Here is a 19,955-nt window from a genome sequence, read left to right on the forward strand (position 1 = left end):
TTTCCCTCCATTCAAAAGCATACAAAGGGAATCAAAGTTATACTTTTGCTTTCAGTATAACCATTCACTCATTTAAACGTCAAATATAACTATGTATAGTTATAAAATTTAAAAGTAACTTAGTCTCTTCTTGCCTGCTTTATAAGCTCGCTTTTGGATAGAGAGAATTGCCGCGACGCTTCTTCCTATCTTGCCTCACAGGCACTTTACATGTTATGCTCATCAGTATTAATTAACGAAAGATTGAGAACGGGAGAAAACTTTTTGATGCTTGAGCCTGACTTGCTGGTGACAAAGTTTACGGTTCCACCTGTTCGTTCAGGGTTGCTTCAACGTTCACGCTTGCTTACGCTCCTCGAGCAGAGCCGCCAGGTCCCTTTGACCCTTCTCTCAGCCTCCGCTGGCTTCGGGAAGACGACGCTGCTCTCAGCCTGGGCGAGCCAGAGCCAGTATAAGGGGCAGGTAGCATGGCTCGCGATTGAGGAACAGGATAACGATCCAATGCGCTTCTGGGCCTATGTGATTGCCGCCCTCAGGAAGGCGGGCGCCCCGGTAGGCGCGCCCGCGGAAGCGCTTCTGCATTCCTCTCAATCCGCCCTCCTGACGGGTGCGCTCACTTCACTTATCAATGAACTGGCCGCTCTGGAGCAGGATATCGCTCTGATTCTGGATGACTATCATGTGATTCGCGAGCAGGCGCTTCACGCCTCGCTCCAATTTATGCTTGAGCATCTCCCACCTAATTTGCATCTTTTGCTAGCCAGTCGCGTTGATCCTACGCTTCCGCTGGCTCGTTTGCGGGCGCGTGGACAGATGCTGGAGATCCGCGAGACAGATCTACGTTTGCACGCTGAAGAGACCGGCCAATTTCTACGCCAGGTGATGGGCCTGACGCTCACAGAGGAAGAGATCGCTCTTCTGGAGACGCGCACAGAGGGATGGATTACCGGGCTCCAACTGGCTGCACTCTCTCTGCGTAGGCATACTGACGCGTCGGCCTTTATCCAGGCCTTTACTGGTAGCCATCGCTTTATTCTGGATTATGTGCAGGGAGAGATCCTTGAGCTTTTGCCGGAGGATCAGCAGCGCTTCCTGTTGTATGTCTCGGTGCCGACCAGGATCAACGCCGAGATCTGCCAGGCACTTACCGGAGAAGCAGCCAGTCAACAGGCGCTAGAGGGACTGGAGCGAGAGAACCTCTTTCTGTTATCACTCGATGAAGAGCGACGTTGGTATCGCTTTCACACGCTCTTTCGAGAGGTGCTACTGGCACGCCTACAAACCAGCCAGCCTGAGCAGTTCTTGCGCCTGCACCGGGAGGCGGCTCTCTGGTACCAACGCCAGGGCTGGGCGCATGAGGCCATCCCCCATGCCCTGGCCACACGTAATTATGTATTTGTGGCGGAGTTGTTGGGGGACTGTGTCGAGCGGCTATCACTCCAGGGAGAGCTGAAAACGTTGCTGACCTGGATCAAACAGCTTCCCACTGAGGTTTTGCGCGAGTATCCGCGCCTTGCTACGTCATATCTGTTAATCTTTAACCTGCTCTTCCCTTTCTCTCAGCAAGAGCAAGAGGAGAAGGCCTATCTTCAGCAACTTCAAGAGGGCGTGGAGTGGCTCTTACAGAGCGGTAATCATACCTCGCTCCCTGCCAGCGAGCAGGACCGGCTGCGCAAGCGGTTACTGATTCTAGACACATGGAAACAGGCAAAGAAGGCGCTCTCTTCTGGCAATATGGAGCAGCTGAGCAAGGTTGCCGAAGAGATGCAGCATCCGGAACTCGATGATGACGCTCTCTGGCAGTTGCATGGGCTGGCGCCATTCGCTATGTCCTGGCGCATGGCGGGAAATTTTTCACCCATGGTAGCTACGATTCAAAAGATCCGACACCGAGCCTGGATGGCACAGGATCGCTCTCAGGAGGTCCACATCCTCTGGGGGCTGATCGCCGCGCAGATCGCGCTGGGGCAGTTGCGAGAGGCACAAGATTGCTGTCAGGACTTACAACAACTCATCAATAGTCTAAAGATACCTCTCCCCCTGGCGGCCTATCCTACTTTATTTCAGGCCCAGCTAGCCTATGCGTGGAATCAACTTGATGTTGCGCATAGAGCCGCACGGCAGGCCATTGACAGGACACTCCCTTTACAGTACATGGATATCCTCATGGGAGCTTATGAGGTGCTGGTGCGTGTCTGTCTGGCCCAGGGCGATCTGACCGGTGCGGAGCAGGCGTTGAGCGAGATGGAGCAGGCCAATCAAGCCGCTGGCATCCCGCTTTTCCGTCCCTGGATCGAGGGTCTGAAAGCTCATCTCTGGCTGGTCCAGGATAACCTGGCTCAGGCGATAGACTGGGCCGAGCACACACCCTATGGCCAGGAAGCTCTTACCTATAGCGTCTACAGCCGCGAACACACCTACCTGACACTGGCACGCATCTCCCTCGCGCAGCGAAACTATCCACAGGCCTTACAACTGCTCGCCGCACTTTTGAGCAGCGCCGAGAAAGTTTCGCGGGTAGGGAGTATCATCTCTATTCTGGCGTTGCAAGTGGCTGCGCTTCAGGCGTCTGGTGCCAGACGAGAGGCGAAGCGCGTACTCTCGCGCCTGCTCACCCTGGCAGAACCAGAGAGATACACCCGCGTCTTCCTCGACGCTGGGGAACCAATGTATCAGGCGCTCCAGGCCTGGCTCGCTACAGAGCAGGAGCTTGCTTCTCCAGTCCTGGCGACCTACGCCCATGACATCTTTACCGCCTTTGCCAGAATGCCAGGCGAGACCGTGGTGCAGTCAGGTACTCCCCTGTCCTTTACAGCATCAGTTTGCCCCGCTTCTCCTCTGATTGAGCCTCTCACGCCGCGTGAGCAGGAGGTGCTCTATCTACTTGCTGAAGGAGCAAGCAATCAGGTAATTGCCGAACGCCTGGTGGTTTCTCTCACCACAGTCAAGAAACATGTGGGCAGCCTCTTCCTCAAGCTGGCCGCAGATAATAGAACCCACGCCGTGGCACGGGCGCGGGAGCTATCGCTGCTTTAGATACGCTACTGACGTACGCGCCTAAGCTGGTAGGCACCTCCTCGTTTCCTGAACAGACATGCGCCCCTTACCTTTACCAGGCAACAATCGCGTAGGCACGTACGTCAGTAGCGCATCTCCCACATCACCGGGTGTCCTTTTGCCCCCTTCCGATAGCATGCACGTATGGTACTCAATAGTGTACTTTTGGCTCCTCTCTTCCACGTCGCAATACGGTATGCTTCTTCCATAGCAAACACGTTATGCGAACGGAGCACACGCAGATGAGATACGTCATTCGGGCCAAAGGACACCTGGACCTCTTCTGGCAAGAGTGGTTTGAGCCTCTCTCGATCACGCACGAGAACAATGGCATAACCCGGCTAGCAGGCCCCATCCCTGACCAGGCGGCGCTCTACGGCGTCCTGCTCAGAATGTGCGATCTGGGTCTAACGCTGCTCTCACTCGAAGCCAGCACTCCCCAAGAGCCATCGGAGGGGTGAGCAGGGCCTGGCAACAGATCGCAAGCAACTTCTCTCTTATGAACGGCACAACATTTTCTGGAAGATTTTCACAATCATATTCAAAGATTGAGCGACAAAAGAAGGGGCATCATCAATGAATTCAATTACTAACATCAACACCAGCAGTACACAGGCAGCCTACACCATCAGCTCTGTCATCTCAAAAGACGGCACCACCATCGGTTATCGCCAGATCGGTCATGGTCCAGGTCTGATCATGCTGCACGGTGCCAACGTATCAGGTTTAGACTTTACCCAACTCGCCGAGGCGCTTGCTGATAGCTTCACCATCTACCTGCCCGACCGCCGTGGGCGTGGTCTGAGTGGTCCATTCAGCAAGAATTACAGCATTCAGGAAGAGATTGAAGACCTGACGGCGCTGGTCAACAAAACAGGGGCGCACCTGCTATATGGCGTCAGCGCGGGAGGCCTTATCAGTCTCCAGGCAGCACTCAGCCTGGCCGGCATTGAGAAAATAGCCCTCTATGAGCCAGCCATATTGACAGACGGCACAACCCACACAGCCTGGTTGACACGCTTTGACCAGGAAATGGCCGAGGGTAAAGTAGCCGCCGCGCTCGTCACTTGCATGAAAGGACTGGAACTGGGGGGACCAGTCATGAACGCCATGCCCAACTGGCTGCTTGAGTCACTGACGAACGCGACGATAAAAAGCGAGGACAAGAAAGGGAAGCCCGAAGATATCACCATGAGGAAGCTCGCGCCAACGCTTCACTACGATGGGCTACTGCTCGCTGAGATGAGCGGGAAACTGGAGAGCTTCCGTGCGGTGAACGCCGAGGTGCTGCTGCTAGGTGGAAGCAAGGGTCTGCCCTTCTTGAAGCCTTCCCTCGACGCCCTGGAAAAGACCTTGCCACACGTCGCCAAACGCGTAGAGTTCCCCGGCCTTGAGCATGGTGGCTCAAATAATCCCACCCAGACCAATCGTGGCAGCAAGCCAGAGCTGGTCGCGCAAGAACTGCGCCAGTTCTTCGCCAAAGCGTAGGTTAGCGCTACTGATGTACGCGTCTCCGCTGGATGCTAATATCTGCCCGGAGGCGAGGCACGTACGTTAGTAGCACCGATTGACTTTTATACTATCTTTAAAAATATATGCTGACAACAGATCATGCTGTTGCGTATGCACTCTTTGTAATAAAGGGAAAATACATTGGATACAGCTACCATTCCATCTTCATTAGCACCAGAATATACGACCCATCGTATGCCTCGCCCCATACTTATAAGCATCATGGTTGCCTTACTGCTGACCGCGTTCCTGGAAGCGCTAGATAATCTGATCGTGACGCCTGCCCTGCCACGCATTGCCAGCGGCTTACATGGCTTCGATCGCTATACCTGGGTCGTGACCGCGTATTTGCTGGCTACGACGGCGGTGGTGCCTCTGGCAGGCAAGCTCTCGGACCAGTTAGGGCGCAAACTATTCTTGTTCGGCGGGATAGCCATCTTTCTGCTAGGTTCAGGACTGGCTGGCGCCTCCCAGACAATGAACCAACTGATCCTCTTTCGAGCCATTCAGGGACTTGGCACCGGGATTGGCATCGGGCTCGTCGCCGCCGTAATTGGAGACCTCTTTCCTCCTGAACAGCGTGCCAGCAAGCAAGGATTGATCGGCATCGTCTTTGGCATTTCTCAATTATGTGGTCCAACGCTGGGTGGCTGGATCACGGATCATGGCCCACTCCTCTTCGGTTTTGTCGCCGATGCCACACGCTGGCGCTGGCTGTTTTACCTCAACCTGCCCATTGGCCTGCTCGCTCTACTCATACTCGTGATCTTCCTGCCTGCACAGTCAGCCAGGCAGAAGAGCGAACGTATTGTGCCGGCACGCCTTGACTGGTTGGGAGCGGCGCTACTTATGACTGCAACCTGTAGCCTGTTGCTCGGCCTGAACTTTGGCAGCGAGCAGCACACCTGGACCTCGCTCCCGGTGCTCACACTGTTGGTGGCCTCAATAGTGCTCTACACAGTCTTGCTGGTAGTCGAGCGCAAGGCCGCCGAACCCGTTCTTCCTCTCGAATTGTTTCGTAAGCCGATCTTTGCCATTGACGCGTTCCAGACGTTTGTTCAGGGCATGATCCTGATAGGAGTTTTTATCCCGCTCTCGTTGTTGTTGCAAGATGTACTGGCGCTTCCACCAACCAATGCAGGCGCCCTGATTACCGCGCTCTCGATCAGCCTGACCCTTGGGGCGGCGCTCGCCGGAATAAGCATTTCTCTACGCAAACGTTACCAACTGACAGCCATTGTGGGAGCGACCATCATGACGATAGGACTTTTCCTCCTCACACGCACAACACAGCAGAGTAGTCTTGTGTTGATCGGATTTGCCCTGGTCCTGGTCGGACTCGGCGCAGGTTCCTTCTTTACCATCCAGATGGTCGTGGCACAAAACGCTGTTCCGCAAACGCAGCTAGGCACTGGAACCAGCGTTATTCGTTACCTCGCTCAACTGGGTATGACGCTGGGAGCGGCCCTGATGGGAATCGTTGTCAATGGGGCTCTCGCGGGAGAAACTGGCACAAGCCTTGCAAACACCTCCGCCATACCGGCGCTCTCCGGAGTCCTCCAGAACGGCTTCCTGGTAGTGTTAGCACTCAGCGTGCTGCTTCTCCTAACCAGCTTCTTTCTGAAGGACGCACCCGCGACGCAGTCGTCTCCGCAGGGAGTGCAATAGAAGATGTACGCGCTGTCACCTCATTCGGCCTGCGGAAGCCCCTGGGTTCACCCATGGGGAGGAAGCAGGCGTTCCTTTCCTGGTGGCAGGAGAGGGGGCTCCTCGGTCCGTCATCCCTGCAAGGCTGTCGCCACCACAGCATAGTCGTAGCCGTCCGCCAGTTGGAGGACCCGGCAAAAGCGCGCAGGTATCCCCTGCACCTTGCCCATGCGAAACTGCTTGTTCGCGCGCACGGCGATGCGCCCGGTATGCGTCCCCTGCGCCGCAAACCCCTCTGGGACCACCGCCCGCACCCGATCACCGGTCTTGATGTCCAGGACCTGCTTGCGGCGCATCAGATAGCCAACGGGGAAACCATGTTCATCGACATTAGTCCGGCTGTAGCGCCCACGACCGGTGGCGGTGATCGCAAGGGGGTTCTGCCCACCCACCGCAACCCCTGCCAGCTCCCCCACACACAACGCGTCCAGCGCGTGCGTCTTAGGGATCGAGAAGCGAGCACGGTTCCACCTCGTGCGCCCGCCGCTCCAGGTGGTGAGCGGCAGTCCCAGCGCGCGCAGTTCGTCACAGAGCGCGTAGCGGGTGGCGTTGACCGCAGCCGCGTCCCGTAGCGGCTGCTTCGCCTGGGCGGCCACTTCGGGATGGCCGAACGCCGCGGCGGTGCGCTCCCCCTTGGCCGCATTGCACGCGTGGCAACTGAGCGCCAGATTCGACACGCGGTTGGAGCCACCCCGACTGCGCGGCTGGATATGGTCCAACTCGAAGGGCGTGTCCGTGCGCCCGCAGTACACGCACCTGCGCCCGAATTTCTCCAGGAGATAGGCGCGCACCTCCCAACCGGCCAGTTCCCCGCGTTGGTACTCGATCCCGGAGATCTCTGGTTGCTGCAAGAGCTGGGTGTCGAACGTCACGCGCTCCACTGCGATGCGCACCAGCGGGACCCAACGCTGGTAGCGCCTGCCCCAGGACAGGACATGGTCGATGCGTGAGCGCAGGGACGGCGGGAGCCAGCCAGGCGCTCGGCGGCGGTTGAGGAAGCGCGCTGGCCGGTAGCGCAGGTTGCTCGAACGCCTGCCTCGCCGATACCCCGCTCGTTTGCGCAGCCGGTCGCGGATCTCCTCCCCACGGTGGGAGAGTTCGGCCAGGTGCAGCGCATGGTGAACCTCTCCCTCGCCAGTCTCTTCCACCCGCGCCAGAGCCAGGCCAGTCGTTTTCGAACCGGGATCGATCTTGAGCACCACCGGTTGCAGCGCGCTCTGCTGGACGCTGCGGTCCTTGAGCCGAATCGTGAAGGGGCTGAGCCGGTGGACCACGGCCCGCTTGCGCGCAAGCAGGAGGCGGGCGCGCCTGGGGGTACACGGCATGAGCGGATTTTTGTGTCTGTCGAGCACAAACGCCATGGGTGACTCCTTATATGTTAATATGTTTTCAAGCCCTCTTGACCAAGGGCTAGCAGGGTCGCTCCCTGCTCGATTCGTCCTGCTGGGGAAAGGCTAATGACTCCACACGGCTTGACCGGCAACGAAAGATCGCTCTTTCCCAGCAGTTTTTCCTGGGCCAATCGATGATTGGAGGGTAGTTGCTTCGAGCACCCGTTATAGAAGGACCCGACCGCTCCCAGGAAGTGTTGGCGAAAGGAAGTTCGAAGATGTGGTATATTGGATTGGATTGGAGCGATACCCATCATGATGTGGTTGTCCTCGATGAAGCCGGACATCGGGTGGGAACGCAGCGTTTTACCCACAGCCATCAAGGTTTGCACCACTTGAAAGACTTTTTGCTGGGCATCGCCTCTAGGCCGGAGGATCTGGCCTGTATCGTCGAAACGAATCACGGCCTGCTCATTACCTTCCTGTTGGAAGCAGGCATTCCGGTGTATCCGGTCAACCCGAAGACCGCGAATACACTGCGTAAAACAGCAGGCGCGAAGACAGACCGCATTGATGCCTATCTGCTGGCGAAAACCGGACGCTTCGACCTGGCCGATCTGCGTCGCCTCTCTCCTGATAGCCCGATCATTGCTGAATTGAAGACGCGCACACGCGATCAGGATGCTCTGATTCAAAGTCAAACGCGACTGGTCAACCAACTCACCGCCTGCCTCAAAGAGTATTACCCGGTCAGCTTGAAGCTGTTTGGAAAACTGCATCAGCCCTCGACGCTGCTGTTTTTGCAGGCGTATCCGACTCCAACCGCAGCGGCCGCCGCTTCCCTTGAAGAGATTGAGGCACTGCTCAAAAGCTGCAAGTATCCCAATGCGCGGCGGGCAGCCCTTGAGATGGTAGAGCAACTGCATCACCAAGAGTTGACGGCCAATGAGGTCATCGTGCGTGCCAAATCGCGCCTGATGCTCTCGCTGGTCAGACAGTTGCTGCCACTGCTTGAGGACATCAAAGGCTACGATAAGGAGATTGCGACCCTTTTTTTGAAGCATCCCGACCATGACCTGTGGCAATCGCTGCCTCGGGCCGCTCAGCGTCTGGCTCCGCGACTGCTTGCCGAATGGGGTGATGACCGAGCGCGTTACCGAGATGCCCAAAGCGTGCAGGAACTGGCGGGTACGGCTCCTGTGCCGTTCCAAAGCGGCAATTTTTCCAAAGCCCATAAACGCTTTGCCTGCCTCAAGCCGCTGCGTAATGGGCTCTATCAGTTCGCCTGGCAGACGACACGACAAGATGGCTGGGCACGAGCGTATTACCAGCGCAAGCGGATGGAAGGCAAGACCCATAGTATGGCCGTCCGCTGCCTGGCAAATGTCTGGGTACGCATCATCTATCGCATGTGGGTGAGGAAGGACCTCTATCAGGCCGCAACGTTTGAAGCGGCGAAGCTGGCTCACGCGCCTCGTCAACGTGTCGCCTAAACCCAGGCTGTCCCTTGGCGTCATGGCTGGTTGGGTCCACTGAGCACTGCAACGTCTGTTGTCAGTGCTCAGACTGTGTGCTCCAACGGAGCCGCCCAAACGGTTCCCGCCGCGCTCTTTCCGCTGAGCGTGAGCCATTCCTTCATCCCCGCCCCTCGCTCCAACGTCTGCCGCAGCCCACCACCGCGTTCCCGACTCCCGGTGTGGGTTACTCGCTGCAGACCACCTCGAGTCAAGGCCGCGCAGGAGGGGAAAGAGTCGGGGGTGGGCGCGCTCGTCTTGGCCTTGACCGAGGTGGGAGACTTGTAACCCCACACGGGAGGCAGTTTCACCTCTGCTCACCTTGCTTTTTCCTTTCTCGTTTTTTGGCTCTTGACATAGAGGGTCTTTCGTTTCCCTCGTGTGAGGGTCCCGTTACCGGGCTGTTTGACGGTCCCGAGCAGGCTGACTCAGGACGCTCCCCTCGCCGGTGTTGCACTCGCTTGTTCGGCTCAGCGCACCGCCCCGTACCCCGACGGGTGCTTTTAACGCTGAGCGACAGCGCCAGCCGCTGAGGAAGCACGGCTGGGTGTCATGACGAGCGTAACGCTGGTGCCAATCAGCGCCTTGCCTGCGGGCTCTGGCACCTCGGCTGGACAACGAAAACGGCATGAACCCGGGGGACAAGCCCCCGCATTCATGCGTGGGGATCATTGACTGGTAATAAGACCCGAAGAGTAGGCAGATTTTAGGGCGACAAGTGAGCAGTTCAACCATTGAATGCTTGAGAAGCTGCTCCTCATCTTGCTTCTTCCATCAACACCTTGAAAATGAGAGCAAGTTGGGAACCATCGCACATACTGTGTGGTCTTACCCTTTAGAAGTCAGATGAAGCCGAACAGTTTCAGGCCGATCCGGAAAGGTGTTCGGCTTCGCCGGAATGATTTCCACAGGCAGCTAGCAGTGCTGGACAACACAATGGCAGGCAGCCTCAAGATTGGGCGACTTTGGGGGCTAGCTCGGAACTTCGATACCGAATTGCTGGGCGTACTCCGAATTGAGCCGAGGCCAACCGAATTTCATCGCCTCGCCAGCAACGATGCGGCCGATGGGAGTTCCGCTGAGAAGGTGATCCAGAACATCGAAACAAATGTGCCACCCGGCAGCACCCATTGAGATGAAGCGGCGATCGATGCTGTGCCACAACATCAGGCGCGTGCCGCCACCAAAGGCTTTGAGTTCCCACCGGATATCGTTGCCACCCCAGTTGTACTCAAGCACCTTGGGAGCGTCGGCTCGCGTCACTCTTGTTTCGGAAATCTGCGGCGTGGGCGCTCCCACGGTGGTGAGCTTCACCGTGGTTCCAACCGTACCCAGGCTTCCATCGGCTTCAAAGGGAGCCCACTCGCGCAGATGCGCCGGATCGGTAAGCGCCTGCCAGACTTTTTCCGGCGAGTGGCGCAGTTCTCTGACGAGAATGAGCGTCCACTTCTCTCCGTTCTTTCTTATCTGCGCCCCGCTGGCCGGACCCGGTGTGTACTGCTCGCGATCAGTCATCTTCTTCTCCTTATCTTCCTTTTCGTTGGTGTTGATTGATCCATGTGGTCGAGGTGGCGTTCGAGAGCATCCACGTGAGCGGACCAGAACCGGCGGAACGGAGCCAGCCAGGCATCCACCTCCTGGAGCGGTTCTGGCCTCAGCCGGTAGAGACGGCGCTGTGCGTCCACCGTGGATTCCACAAAACCAGCCTCGCGCAGCACTCGCAGGTGCTTTGACACGGTTGGCTGCGGCATACGAAGCTGACGCGCGATCTCTCCAACCGACTGTTGTGACGAGGCCAGGAGGCTCAATATCGCGCGGCGGTTCGGCTCCGCAATGATTTCGAACACAGATTCCATTATCTTGGTATACTCCACAGAGCATATGCTTGCCAAGGTATATACAGGCAGGGGGCCCAGGCAACGGTTTCAATCAGCGTGCGGGATGCACCAACCGATGCGTTTTTGGCGGGTGCTATTCAGAGCGCTGCCCGCTCCGGCCGCTTCAGCGTTGAGGCAGGGACAAGGGCTGCCCCCGCTGCTGCATGCCGCCGAAGGGCAGCTGTCGCGTCACGCCCTGGAGCCTGTTGAACGGCCGCCCTTAATAGCGTGCCAGCTGGGTAAGTTGAATGAGGTTGCCGCAGGTGTCGTTCAACATTGCAATGGTCGAGCCGGTCACATCGGTGGGTGGCATCGTAAACTCGGCGCCGCGGGCCTTGATCCGCTCGTAGTCGCCCTTGACGTCGTCAGTGAAGAACATGGCCGCGGGCTGGCCTTGTTGAAAGATCGCCTGCTGATACGCTTTGGCCGCGGGGTTGTCGTTCAGCGCCAGCTGCAGCTCAGTGCCGTCCGGCTCCTCAGGCGAGGCCACGGTCAGCCAGCGAAATGGGCCCTGACTGAAATCGGCCTTCTTGGCAAAGCCCAGTACCTCCGTATAGAAGCGCAGAGCCTTGTCCTGGTCGTCCACGTATACGCTGGTCACTTTGATTTTCATTTCGTTACTCCTTTGTCACGTTCGCGGTTTAGGCCGCGTCTTTTCTCCTTATCTTCCTTATCGCGCGGCGCTTCGGCTCCGCAATGATTTCGAACACAGGTTCCACACACTTAGTATACTCCACAGAGCATATACACGTCAAGGCATATACAGGCAAGGGGGCCCAGGCAACGGTTTCAGTCAGGGCCCATTTCGCTGGCTGAGGCATGGTGCATTTCCCGAGCGACAACCCATTCGGTGCAAGATGGGAGTTGATCCCCACCTCTCCTATCTTCGCGAACGATGGGAAACCAGAACGGATTGGTTGAGGATCATGTCAACAAGCTCAAGCGCATCAAAAGGATGGGATATGGCTGCGCTGGATTTGAGTTGCTGCGCCAGAGAATTCTGCATGCCCTGTGACCAGGCGAGCTTCACCGAGAATGTGTTAAGAACCACTCTTCACGCTTACTACCAGTCCCCAACAATCATCTCAGGTGACAGCGCGCACACATCATTAGCCATACATATGTCACTTGATTCTTGTTATATAAACAGCCCCTGCGCCCGCCTCGCCCGAGAGCCAGCGGCGCAGGGGCCCACAATCGTACCAGGTCTGCGCACTGAGGAGCGGCACGACCTCCACTTCATCGACCCAGTGCGCGGACTGCACCAGGCCATCCGGGTCAGCAAACTGAAACTGGCCGCTGACCTCGCAGACAAAATGGAAGCCAAAGCCAACCTCTTGCAGGCCTTGTTCCGTCTTACGCTGGAGTTCAACGACGAAGGCTAGGTATGGCTGGCCTGTGATGTGCAGGCCAGTCTCCTCAAGCACTTCCCGTCGCAAGGCCTCTAACAGCGTCTCCCCTGGCTCGACAACCCCACCGGGCAACCACCAGGCACGCTCCTCCGGCCCATGATGCTTCACCAACAAGAACTTTCCCTGGCTTCTTACCAGCGCCAGGACCGTGTTTTGGCGACTCATTTTGCTTTCTCCCTCTTTCCCTTTTTATACTGCATATAAAGTAAGTATCAACCTGAGCAGATCTGTCAATCATGATGAATGGGGGGAATGAGTAAGCTTGGCAAGCGTGCACTCCACCAACCTTACTCATTTTCCCCCAACAAGTAATCCTTAAAATACTCCTTTTGGGTCCCCCACTATGCAGAAGGGATAGGCTATGCTTGCTATGTGCATTCCCATCGCATGCCGCTGGGAGCAGTAAGTCATTCGCGGAAGGAGGAGCCATGCCAGCCTACCGGATTCGTCTCAAGGAGCAACTCGACCAGCGCTGGTCGTCCTGGTTGGGTGGACTGAAGATGATACATGAGGCGAACGGGGAAACAGTGCTTACAGGGGAAGTGGTCGATCAGGCCGCGCTACATGGATTGCTCAGTAAAGTGCGCGACCTCCATTTAACCTTGATCTCTATCTCTCCTCTAGAGGTGGATGCTCCAGCCAAAAAAGATGCAAAGGAGGATTCCCCATGAGACATCCCAAAACACCTCTTCCCCTTGAAAACGTACTTGAAATGTACTTGCGCCCTTTTTCCTCAAGTGTGTGTTGCATCATGCTTTGCTGAAAAGTAGTAGACATCGTAGTCTTTAGAGTCTTTGAGAACGACTCTAACAGTCATTATCTCAATAGTGATACTCTGACCCTCAGCTCACTTATCTGTCCCAAGACAAGGAGAAAAAAGGTAGTATGAGCACTTCTCAGAACAATCTGGTAAATGCGTTTCAGGCCGGAAGGATAGATCGCCGTTCTTTTATTCGCCGAGCGACGGCACTTGGTATTTCTCTTGCTGGCGTTGAGGCCATCGTGGCAGCCTGTACAACCGGTGGCTCTGGCGGCGGCAGCGGCTCTGGCAGCTCCATCAAGTGGTCGAACTGGGCCAACACCGGTGAGATCCAGCGCTTTAAGGATTTTACCGCGAACTACAACAAGACCCATAACACAAATGTCCAGTATAGCTTCATCCCCTCGGCCAATAACAACTATTTTTCCAAAATATTGACCGAGCTCAATGGAGGCGTGGCCCCCGATTGCTTCTACGTCGGTGATGGCGATATCGGCAAGCTGGTCGCCAACCAGACCGTCATGCAGTTGAACGATCTGTTGGACAGCTCCAAGAGCAAAGAGAAGGCCAGTGATTATCTGCCGGGCCTCTGGGGTGCCTCCAAGACGCAGAGCGGCAAGATCTTTGGCGTACCCGTCGACTGTAATCCTCTCCTGCTCTGGTACAACGAGAAGGTGCTACAGGACGCGGGTATCACCACCATGCCAGCCGATATGTATGAGCAGGGGAAGTGGACGCGTGATGCTTTCCAGGAGATGATGGACAAGATCAAGGCTAATGGAAAGTATGGCTTTGTGCTGGACGCCTGGGATATGGAGTACTATGCCTGGGTCACCTCCAATGGCGGCAAAGTCTATGACAAGGATGGCTATGGCGATTTCATTGCGCATGAAGATCCCAAGTCAATCGATGCCTTCACCTGGCTGGCTGATAATACGAAGAAGAAAACCATTGTCTACGCTGGCACCCTGCCCAAGGGCCAGGGCTCTGACCTCGCGCTGATTAGTGGCCAGACTGGCTTCATCTCCGTTGGTCGCTGGGACCTCCCCGAGTTCCATGCCGCCGCCGGGATGAAATATGACTGTGTCCCCTACCCCGCGCCCGGTGGCAAGGGCGGACCCACGCCCGTAGCCCTTGCATACATGGTCATCAATAAGAAGACCCAGCTAAAAGATCAGGCCTTCGACTTCCTGACCAATTATGTCTCGGCCGAGGGCCAGAAGTTCCGCCTGCAAGGTGGTGGCAACGCCGTACCGTCCATTCAGTCGGCCGATACGGAGACGGTGGTCACGGCTGGCAATGATCCCGTCCACGCTCACTACCTGATTGATGCCCGCAACTCTGGCTATGGTCTCTTCCCGGCGGAAGGCAATGTCCCCGGTTTGACCGATGACATCAAGACGGCGCTTGACCCTGTCTGGTTGCAGGGGAAAGACGTCAAAACCGCCTTAAGTGGGATCGCCACTATGGCCAATCCTCGTATTCAGAAGGCCCAGCAGAACGCGCAGTAAACGCTTGCATATGTAGCGAGTTTTGTTTGGAATTGTGGGAAAGCTTCAGGCACCAGGCCGAAAGCCTTCCCACATTACCTTCTCATCATGAAAACAAACGTAACAGAGGAGGGGTCATAGCTATGGATTTTCAAGTGCAATCACTGGACATACCTGGGGCTATTCCGGCTATTCCTAAAAAAGGCAGGCCAAGTGAGCGAGCCAGGAGAGATAGAGGCTGGGGCTACGTCTTTATCCTGCCACAGTTGATAGGGCTGCTCGTGTTCTCCTTAATTCCCCTTGTCTCAGTCTTCTATCTCAGCCTGGCAAGCTGGGATGGCCTGGGAGCAGTCAATTTTGTAGGCATACAGAACTACATCGACCAGTTTACAGGTGATGATCTACGCATCTCACTCCTACACACCATTTATTACACGGTCCTCGCAGTGCCCGGTGGGCTGATTCTGGCCCTGCTCATCGCGCTTGGTCTCAATAATGTACGCGGCAAAAGCGCCTATCGCGTACTCTACTTTATGCCCTATATCACGGGCTCAGTGGCTGTCGGCGTGATGTGGGCTTGGTTGCTCAACAGCGACTTCGGCCTGATCAATACACTCTTGCGTTCCTGGTTCCATGCCAGTGGTGTAGGCTGGCTGACAGACTCGAACTATGTCATTCCTTCGCTGGCCATGGTCGGCACCTGGCAGGGACTGGGCTTTAATATGGTCATCCTCCTGGCGGCGCTCCAGGGTATTCCCGTCTCATACACCGAGGCTGCACGCATCGATGGCGCGAATCGGTTCCAGGTCTTCTGGAACGTCACCCTGCCTATGCTGACACCAAGCCTCTTCTTTACGACGGTGATCTCTATCATCAATTCTTTCCAGGTCTTCGACCTCACCTTCGTCCTCACGGGTGGTGGGCCAGGCAAAGACAGTTACACAATGGTGTATGACCTATATCACCTGGGCTTTGAATCAGCTCAGTTTGGCCAGGCCAGCGCTGTCGCGGTCATCCTGTTTGTGATCCTGCTGGTCGTGACCTTGATCCAGTTCCGGCTGCAAAGACGCTGGGTAAACTACGATGTGTAACGCGCGTAAAGAAGTAGGAGGAGCGAGCATATGTTACAAGAAACTCTAAACCCGGGAACAAGCGAAGTTAGTGAGAAGACATTAGCGCGAGCCACGAGGAAGACAGGTAGAAAACCTTCAAGTATAGTCTTTGACGTGGTTCTCCACTTTATCCTTATTATTGGCGCTATCTTTATGGCGGCCCCATTTATCTGGATGCTTATCACGTCGCTAGAGAGCACAAGCCAGGCCTTTAGCGTTCCGCCCACCTGGATTCCCAATCCCTTTCTGTGGGGAAATTATCCACAATCGCTCAATGCCCTTCCCTTCAATCTGGCCTACATGAATAGCATCATCGTCGCTGTCAGCGTCACCTTCTTCCAGTTAATTACCTGCTCGATGGCTGGCTATGCTTTTGCGCGTATCGAGTTTCCCGGACGCAATATTATCTTCATTGCCTTCCTGGCAACAATGATGATTCCCTTCCAGCTCACCATCATTCCGATCTTCCTCACCATGAAAGAGCTGAACCTGCTTGATACCCTACTCTCGCTTATCCTGCCGCCCGCGCTCTTCAGCGCCCTTGGCGTCTTTATGATGCGTCAGTTTATTCTCGGAATACCGATTGAACTGGAGGAAGCGGCAATCGTCGACGGCGCCAACCGCTGGAAAATTTTCTGGCAAGTCATTCTGCCCTTGCTCAAGGCCCCCCTTGCCGCGTGGGGAATCTTCGCCTTCCTGGGCCAATGGAATGACTTTCTCCGCCCCCTGATCATGCTCAACTCGCCGGAGAACTTTACCGTACCCCTGATGCTTAACCAGTTCCGTGGACAGTATGCCACGGAGTGGACGCTGGTCATGGCGGGCTCAGTGATCGCAGTCGTGCCTGTCCTGATCGTTTACATCCTGGCCCAGCGCCACATCATTCGCGGCATCGCGATGACAGGCTTAAAGGCGTAAGAGGAAATGACTTCTCGCCACGTAGTGGCTCGCCTGGTAAGGGTGTGTGGTGGCGCGCTGGCTCTTCCAGCGCGCCACCACACACCCTTACCCTATACAAAGCACCACAGGTGCTGAGAATGGGACGCCTCTTCTACGCAGGAGCGGGGGCCGTGGATTGGCGTATGACAAGTTGGGTGGAGATATTTAAGGGAATAACATCTTCCGTCCCGTCTAGCAGGCATATGAGGCGCTGCACTGCCCCTTGCCCGATAGTGGCGTTGTCCTGACGCATAGTCGTGAGGGGTGGATAGGTATACTGGCTGAATTCAACATCATCGAAGCCAATGAGCGATATATCCTCTGGAACACGCATCCCCTGTTCGTTGAGGGCGCGAAGAACCCCCATGGCGATCATATCGCTGGCGGCTACAATCGCTGTAAAGTCGCGTCGTTCGGCCAACAGGATCTTCGCGGCCTCATATGCCTCAGAGATGTTCCAGCCTGAGTGGCGCACCAGGCCGGGATCGGGCTTGATCCCAGCGTGAGTCAGGGCCTGCTGAAAGCCCTGGAGGCGCTCCCTCCCTGCCAGATCGGCCGTCCTTCCGGTCAACATAGCGATGTGTCTATGGCCCAGGGATAGCAAGTACGCGGTCGCCTGGCGTTCCCCATCTAAGTTATCCGACTTCACATAGGTTGCGCGCCTCCCCTGGGCGATGCGATCAACAAAGACCGTGGGAAGATTCGAATCAATCAAGGCCTGGATACGCTCCTCTGTCGCATGCAGCATAATGACGCCTGCCACGCGCCGTGTCTGCAAGCTCCGAATATAATGCTTTGGAGAATGCCCCAGGGGGCGCGAAGGTACAAGCAGATCATAGCCTACAGACCTGGCCTCGCGCTCAATATTCTTCAGGATATCCAGGTAGATATACTGCGAGGTTTGTCCAAGGTGCGCTAAGAACTTTTCGTTGTCATCCTCGGGGAAGAGGCTTATAGCCAGAACGTAGGAACGCTGGCGCACCAGGCTTTGAGCCACCACATCCGGCTCATAGCCAAGCGCGGCGATAGCCGCCTGGATGCGCTCTCTTGTCTCTTCGCTCACGTGTGCCGATCCATTCAGCGCACGCGAAACCGTCGCCCGTGAGACACCTGCTAATCGAGCAACCTGCTCGCTTGTGACCATAACATTAAATCCCTGCCTATGAGTAACGTGTGTTCATATTATTACAAGCACTATCTCATGTAGGACAGGCAATTGTCAATGGTTTATTGCCTGATAGGTTGATCCTTCCAATTCTCTCCTTACCTCTATCTCGGCTCGCTACATACCCACAAGCGAGAGGGCTTCAAAAGAGACACACATCCATTCCTTGACAGCGAAAAAGTAAGATGGTAGTATTCATACAAACGAATGTTACACGTGTTCATTGCCAAACGGGTAAATATATGTCACCCAACAATTAATCACGAAAGATCCACTACTCCCAGCAATGTTGCTGTTGGGTGACAACCCATGAAAGGCTAAAGGGGATGCAATGCCAAAGAAGGCACGCTACACCATCTTCTGGTCGTCATTGCGTCATGCATATGAGCTGCATGAATACCAGAACAATGAAGTTCGCGATATCGCCAACGAGAAACATTTATGGTTGGCATGGATAAGCCAGGTCTCGTCGTTCGCGTTTCATGGGAGACATGGCTCATATACAGCGTGCAAAGAACGAAGACAGCGTGGTGATGGCTACTGGTACGCCTATGCGCGTATCAAGGGCAAGATAACTAAGCGCTACCTTGGGAGAGAAACCAACCTGAGCATCCCTCACCTGGAGGAGGTGGCTCAAGTCCTGGGACTCGATAAAGCGGAAGAAAAACATACCAGGAATAGAGCCTCAATTGAGTCACAGACGAGCCTGACACCCTCATCAGCGCAGAGCCATCCTCTGCTCGCCACGAAATTTCATATGCCACGCCCACGCCCACACCTGGTGCATAGACCGCGATTGATTAATCGGCTCGAACAGGGTTTGCAACGCACGCTGACCCTTATCTCAGCGCCGGTTGGCTTCGGTAAGACCACCCTGCTCGCCAACTGGCTACACACCCATCCCTCCTCTGTCGCCTGGCTCTCGCTTGAGCCACAGGACAATGAGCCTGTACGCTTTGTCTCCTACCTGTTAGCAGCCTTGCAACCCAACGATCCTCACCTGGATACATTCAGGCAGATGCAGCCAAATCTGCCCCCAATGGAGACGCTGTTGACACTGCTGATCAATGATTTGCTGATGCGTCGCGCCAATACACGAGAGCATATCGTGCTTGTTCTGGATAACTACCAGGTCATCACCGATCCCTCAATTCATTATGCCCTCTCCTTCTTGCTCAAACATATGCCATCCCAGGTACACCTGGTTCTCGCTACACGTGAAGATCCACCTCTCCCATTGGCACACCTGCGTGGGCAGGGCAACCTGCTGGAATTGCGTGCTACCGACCTGCGTTTTACGTCCGAGGAGGCCGCCACATTCCTGGCAGATGTAGCTGAGCTTTCGCTTACTAGGGAAGAGAGTTTACTCCTGCATACACGTACTGAAGGCTGGATTACAGGGCTACAACTCGCCGCCGTCTCCCTCCAGGGACGCACTGACACTGAAACCTTTATCGCAGCCTTCAGCGGCAGTCATCACTATGTCGTAGATTATCTTTTAGAAGAGGTGCTGCATCAGCAGAGCGAGGTTGTGCAAGAGTTTCTATTGCAAACCTGCGTCCTGGAACGCCTGAGCGCACCGCTCTGTGATGCTGTACGCCAGAAAGAGGGGAGCCAGGCCCTGCTCGAACTATTAGAGCGCAATAACTTATTTCTGCTGGCACTCGATGACGAGGGCCAGTGGTATCGCTATCACCGGCTCTTTGCCGAGGCCCTGCGCCAGCGACTACAGCAGACCGCCCCCGCTTTGGTACCGAAACTGCACGCGCGCGCCAATCATTGGTATGAGCAGCAAGGATTATACGCCGAGGGGGCACCCCATATCATAGAGACATCACTTCCACAAGATCAGCCCCTGAAGCAGCCGCTCACGGCTCGCGAACAAGAGGTTTTGCAATTGCTCCTAGATGGTGTCTCTAACCGCGATATCGCGCAGCGCCTGGTCCTGAGTACCAACACCGTCAAGAAACATGTCTCCAACATCTGTAGCAAACTACATGTCAGCAGTCGTACCCAGGCCATGGCTAAGGCCAGAGTACTCCATTTGCGTACTCACATCTGAGTTGTTTCAGGAAGGCA

The 19,955-nt window shown here is 55.8% G+C and carries 17 protein-coding genes; 10 read left to right on the top strand and 7 right to left on the bottom strand.

Going from position 1 to position 19,955, the window contains the following annotated elements; all coding sequences use genetic code 11:
- The first annotated feature begins 267 nt into the window (after nt 1-267).
- The 4 genes from KTE_RS38955 (at nt 268) to KTE_RS38970 (ending at nt 6,237) form a co-directional block, all read left to right on the top strand.
- Entirely contained in the window at nt 268-3,036 is a 2,769-nt protein-coding gene (locus KTE_RS38955) for a LuxR C-terminal-related transcriptional regulator (protein WP_201391483.1), read from the top strand.
- Nucleotides 3,037-3,299: 263 nt separating this feature from the next.
- On the top strand, nt 3,300-3,518 hold the full coding sequence (locus KTE_RS38960; protein ID WP_201391485.1) for a hypothetical protein: 219 nt from the start codon (nt 3,300-3,302) through the stop codon (nt 3,516-3,518).
- Between the two features lie 115 nt (nt 3,519-3,633).
- The gene (locus KTE_RS38965; RefSeq protein WP_201391487.1) at nt 3,634-4,545 is read left to right on the top strand and encodes an alpha/beta fold hydrolase; all 912 of its coding nucleotides are present in this window, start codon (nt 3,634-3,636) and stop codon (nt 4,543-4,545) included.
- Between the two features lie 165 nt (nt 4,546-4,710).
- A complete protein-coding gene (locus KTE_RS38970) occupies nt 4,711-6,237 on the top strand; it encodes an MFS transporter (RefSeq protein WP_201391490.1) in 1,527 nt (508 codons plus the stop codon).
- A gap of 110 nt (nt 6,238-6,347) precedes the next feature.
- Here the strand turns inward: KTE_RS38970 and iscB are convergent, their stop codons facing one another.
- Nucleotides 6,348-7,637 (bottom strand): RNA-guided endonuclease IscB, encoded by a 1,290-nt coding sequence (gene iscB / locus KTE_RS38975; protein ID WP_201391491.1) that lies wholly within the window; start codon nt 7,635-7,637, stop codon nt 6,348-6,350.
- A gap of 248 nt (nt 7,638-7,885) precedes the next feature.
- On the opposite strand from iscB, the gene KTE_RS38980 reads away from it, so the two are divergent.
- Nucleotides 7,886-9,100 (top strand): IS110 family transposase, encoded by a 1,215-nt coding sequence (locus KTE_RS38980; RefSeq protein ID WP_201391493.1) that lies wholly within the window; start codon nt 7,886-7,888, stop codon nt 9,098-9,100.
- Nucleotides 9,101-9,168: 68 nt separating this feature from the next.
- Here the strand turns inward: KTE_RS38980 and KTE_RS38985 are convergent, their stop codons facing one another.
- The 5 genes from KTE_RS38985 to KTE_RS39005 all read right to left on the bottom strand — a co-directional run bounded on the left by KTE_RS38985 (nt 9,169) and on the right by KTE_RS39005 (nt 12,575).
- Nucleotides 9,169-9,432, bottom strand: coding sequence for a hypothetical protein (locus tag KTE_RS38985; protein WP_201391495.1), 264 nt, complete (start codon nt 9,430-9,432; stop codon nt 9,169-9,171).
- Between the two features lie 661 nt (nt 9,433-10,093).
- Nucleotides 10,094-10,636: an SRPBCC family protein gene (locus KTE_RS38990; protein ID WP_201391497.1), complete on the bottom strand. Its 543-nt coding sequence runs from the start codon at nt 10,634-10,636 to the stop codon at nt 10,094-10,096.
- Nucleotides 10,633-10,977, bottom strand: a complete 345-nt coding sequence (locus KTE_RS38995; RefSeq protein ID WP_201391499.1) for a helix-turn-helix transcriptional regulator — start codon at nt 10,975-10,977, stop codon at nt 10,633-10,635. The genes KTE_RS38990 and KTE_RS38995 overlap by 4 nt, the downstream gene beginning before the upstream one ends.
- A 241-nt stretch (nt 10,978-11,218) precedes the next feature.
- Nucleotides 11,219-11,611 (bottom strand): VOC family protein, encoded by a 393-nt coding sequence (locus KTE_RS39000; protein ID WP_201391501.1) that lies wholly within the window; start codon nt 11,609-11,611, stop codon nt 11,219-11,221.
- 511 nt (nt 11,612-12,122) lie between these two features.
- A complete protein-coding gene (locus tag KTE_RS39005; RefSeq protein ID WP_201391503.1) occupies nt 12,123-12,575 on the bottom strand; it encodes an NUDIX hydrolase in 453 nt (150 codons plus the stop codon).
- Between the two features lie 263 nt (nt 12,576-12,838).
- Here KTE_RS39005 and KTE_RS39010 point away from each other — a divergent pair, with 263 nt between their 5' ends.
- From KTE_RS39010 to KTE_RS39025, 4 genes are all read left to right on the top strand, one after another.
- Nucleotides 12,839-13,081 carry a hypothetical protein gene (locus KTE_RS39010; protein WP_201374400.1) on the top strand — a complete coding sequence of 81 codons (243 nt, stop codon included), beginning with the start codon at nt 12,839-12,841 and terminating at the stop codon, nt 13,079-13,081.
- Between the two features lie 214 nt (nt 13,082-13,295).
- A complete protein-coding gene (locus KTE_RS39015) occupies nt 13,296-14,681 on the top strand; it encodes a sugar ABC transporter substrate-binding protein (protein WP_201391505.1) in 1,386 nt (461 codons plus the stop codon).
- A gap of 122 nt (nt 14,682-14,803) precedes the next feature.
- On the top strand, nt 14,804-15,751 hold the full coding sequence (locus KTE_RS39020) for a carbohydrate ABC transporter permease (protein ID WP_201391507.1): 948 nt from the start codon (nt 14,804-14,806) through the stop codon (nt 15,749-15,751).
- 30 nt (nt 15,752-15,781) lie between these two features.
- Nucleotides 15,782-16,690 (top strand): carbohydrate ABC transporter permease, encoded by a 909-nt coding sequence (locus KTE_RS39025; protein ID WP_201391509.1) that lies wholly within the window; start codon nt 15,782-15,784, stop codon nt 16,688-16,690.
- A gap of 133 nt (nt 16,691-16,823) precedes the next feature.
- Here the strand turns inward: KTE_RS39025 and KTE_RS39030 are convergent, their stop codons facing one another.
- Nucleotides 16,824-17,855: a LacI family DNA-binding transcriptional regulator gene (locus KTE_RS39030; RefSeq protein ID WP_201391511.1), complete on the bottom strand. Its 1,032-nt coding sequence runs from the start codon at nt 17,853-17,855 to the stop codon at nt 16,824-16,826.
- A gap of 352 nt (nt 17,856-18,207) precedes the next feature.
- On the opposite strand from KTE_RS39030, the gene KTE_RS39035 reads away from it, so the two are divergent.
- Nucleotides 18,208-19,938, top strand: coding sequence for a LuxR C-terminal-related transcriptional regulator (locus tag KTE_RS39035; protein WP_201391513.1), 1,731 nt, complete (start codon nt 18,208-18,210; stop codon nt 19,936-19,938).
- Nucleotides 19,939-19,955 lie beyond the last annotated feature (17 nt).

Source organism: Ktedonobacter sp. SOSP1-85 (genome assembly GCF_016587415.1).
Lineage (GTDB): Bacteria > Chloroflexota > Ktedonobacteria > Ktedonobacterales > Ktedonobacteraceae > Ktedonobacter.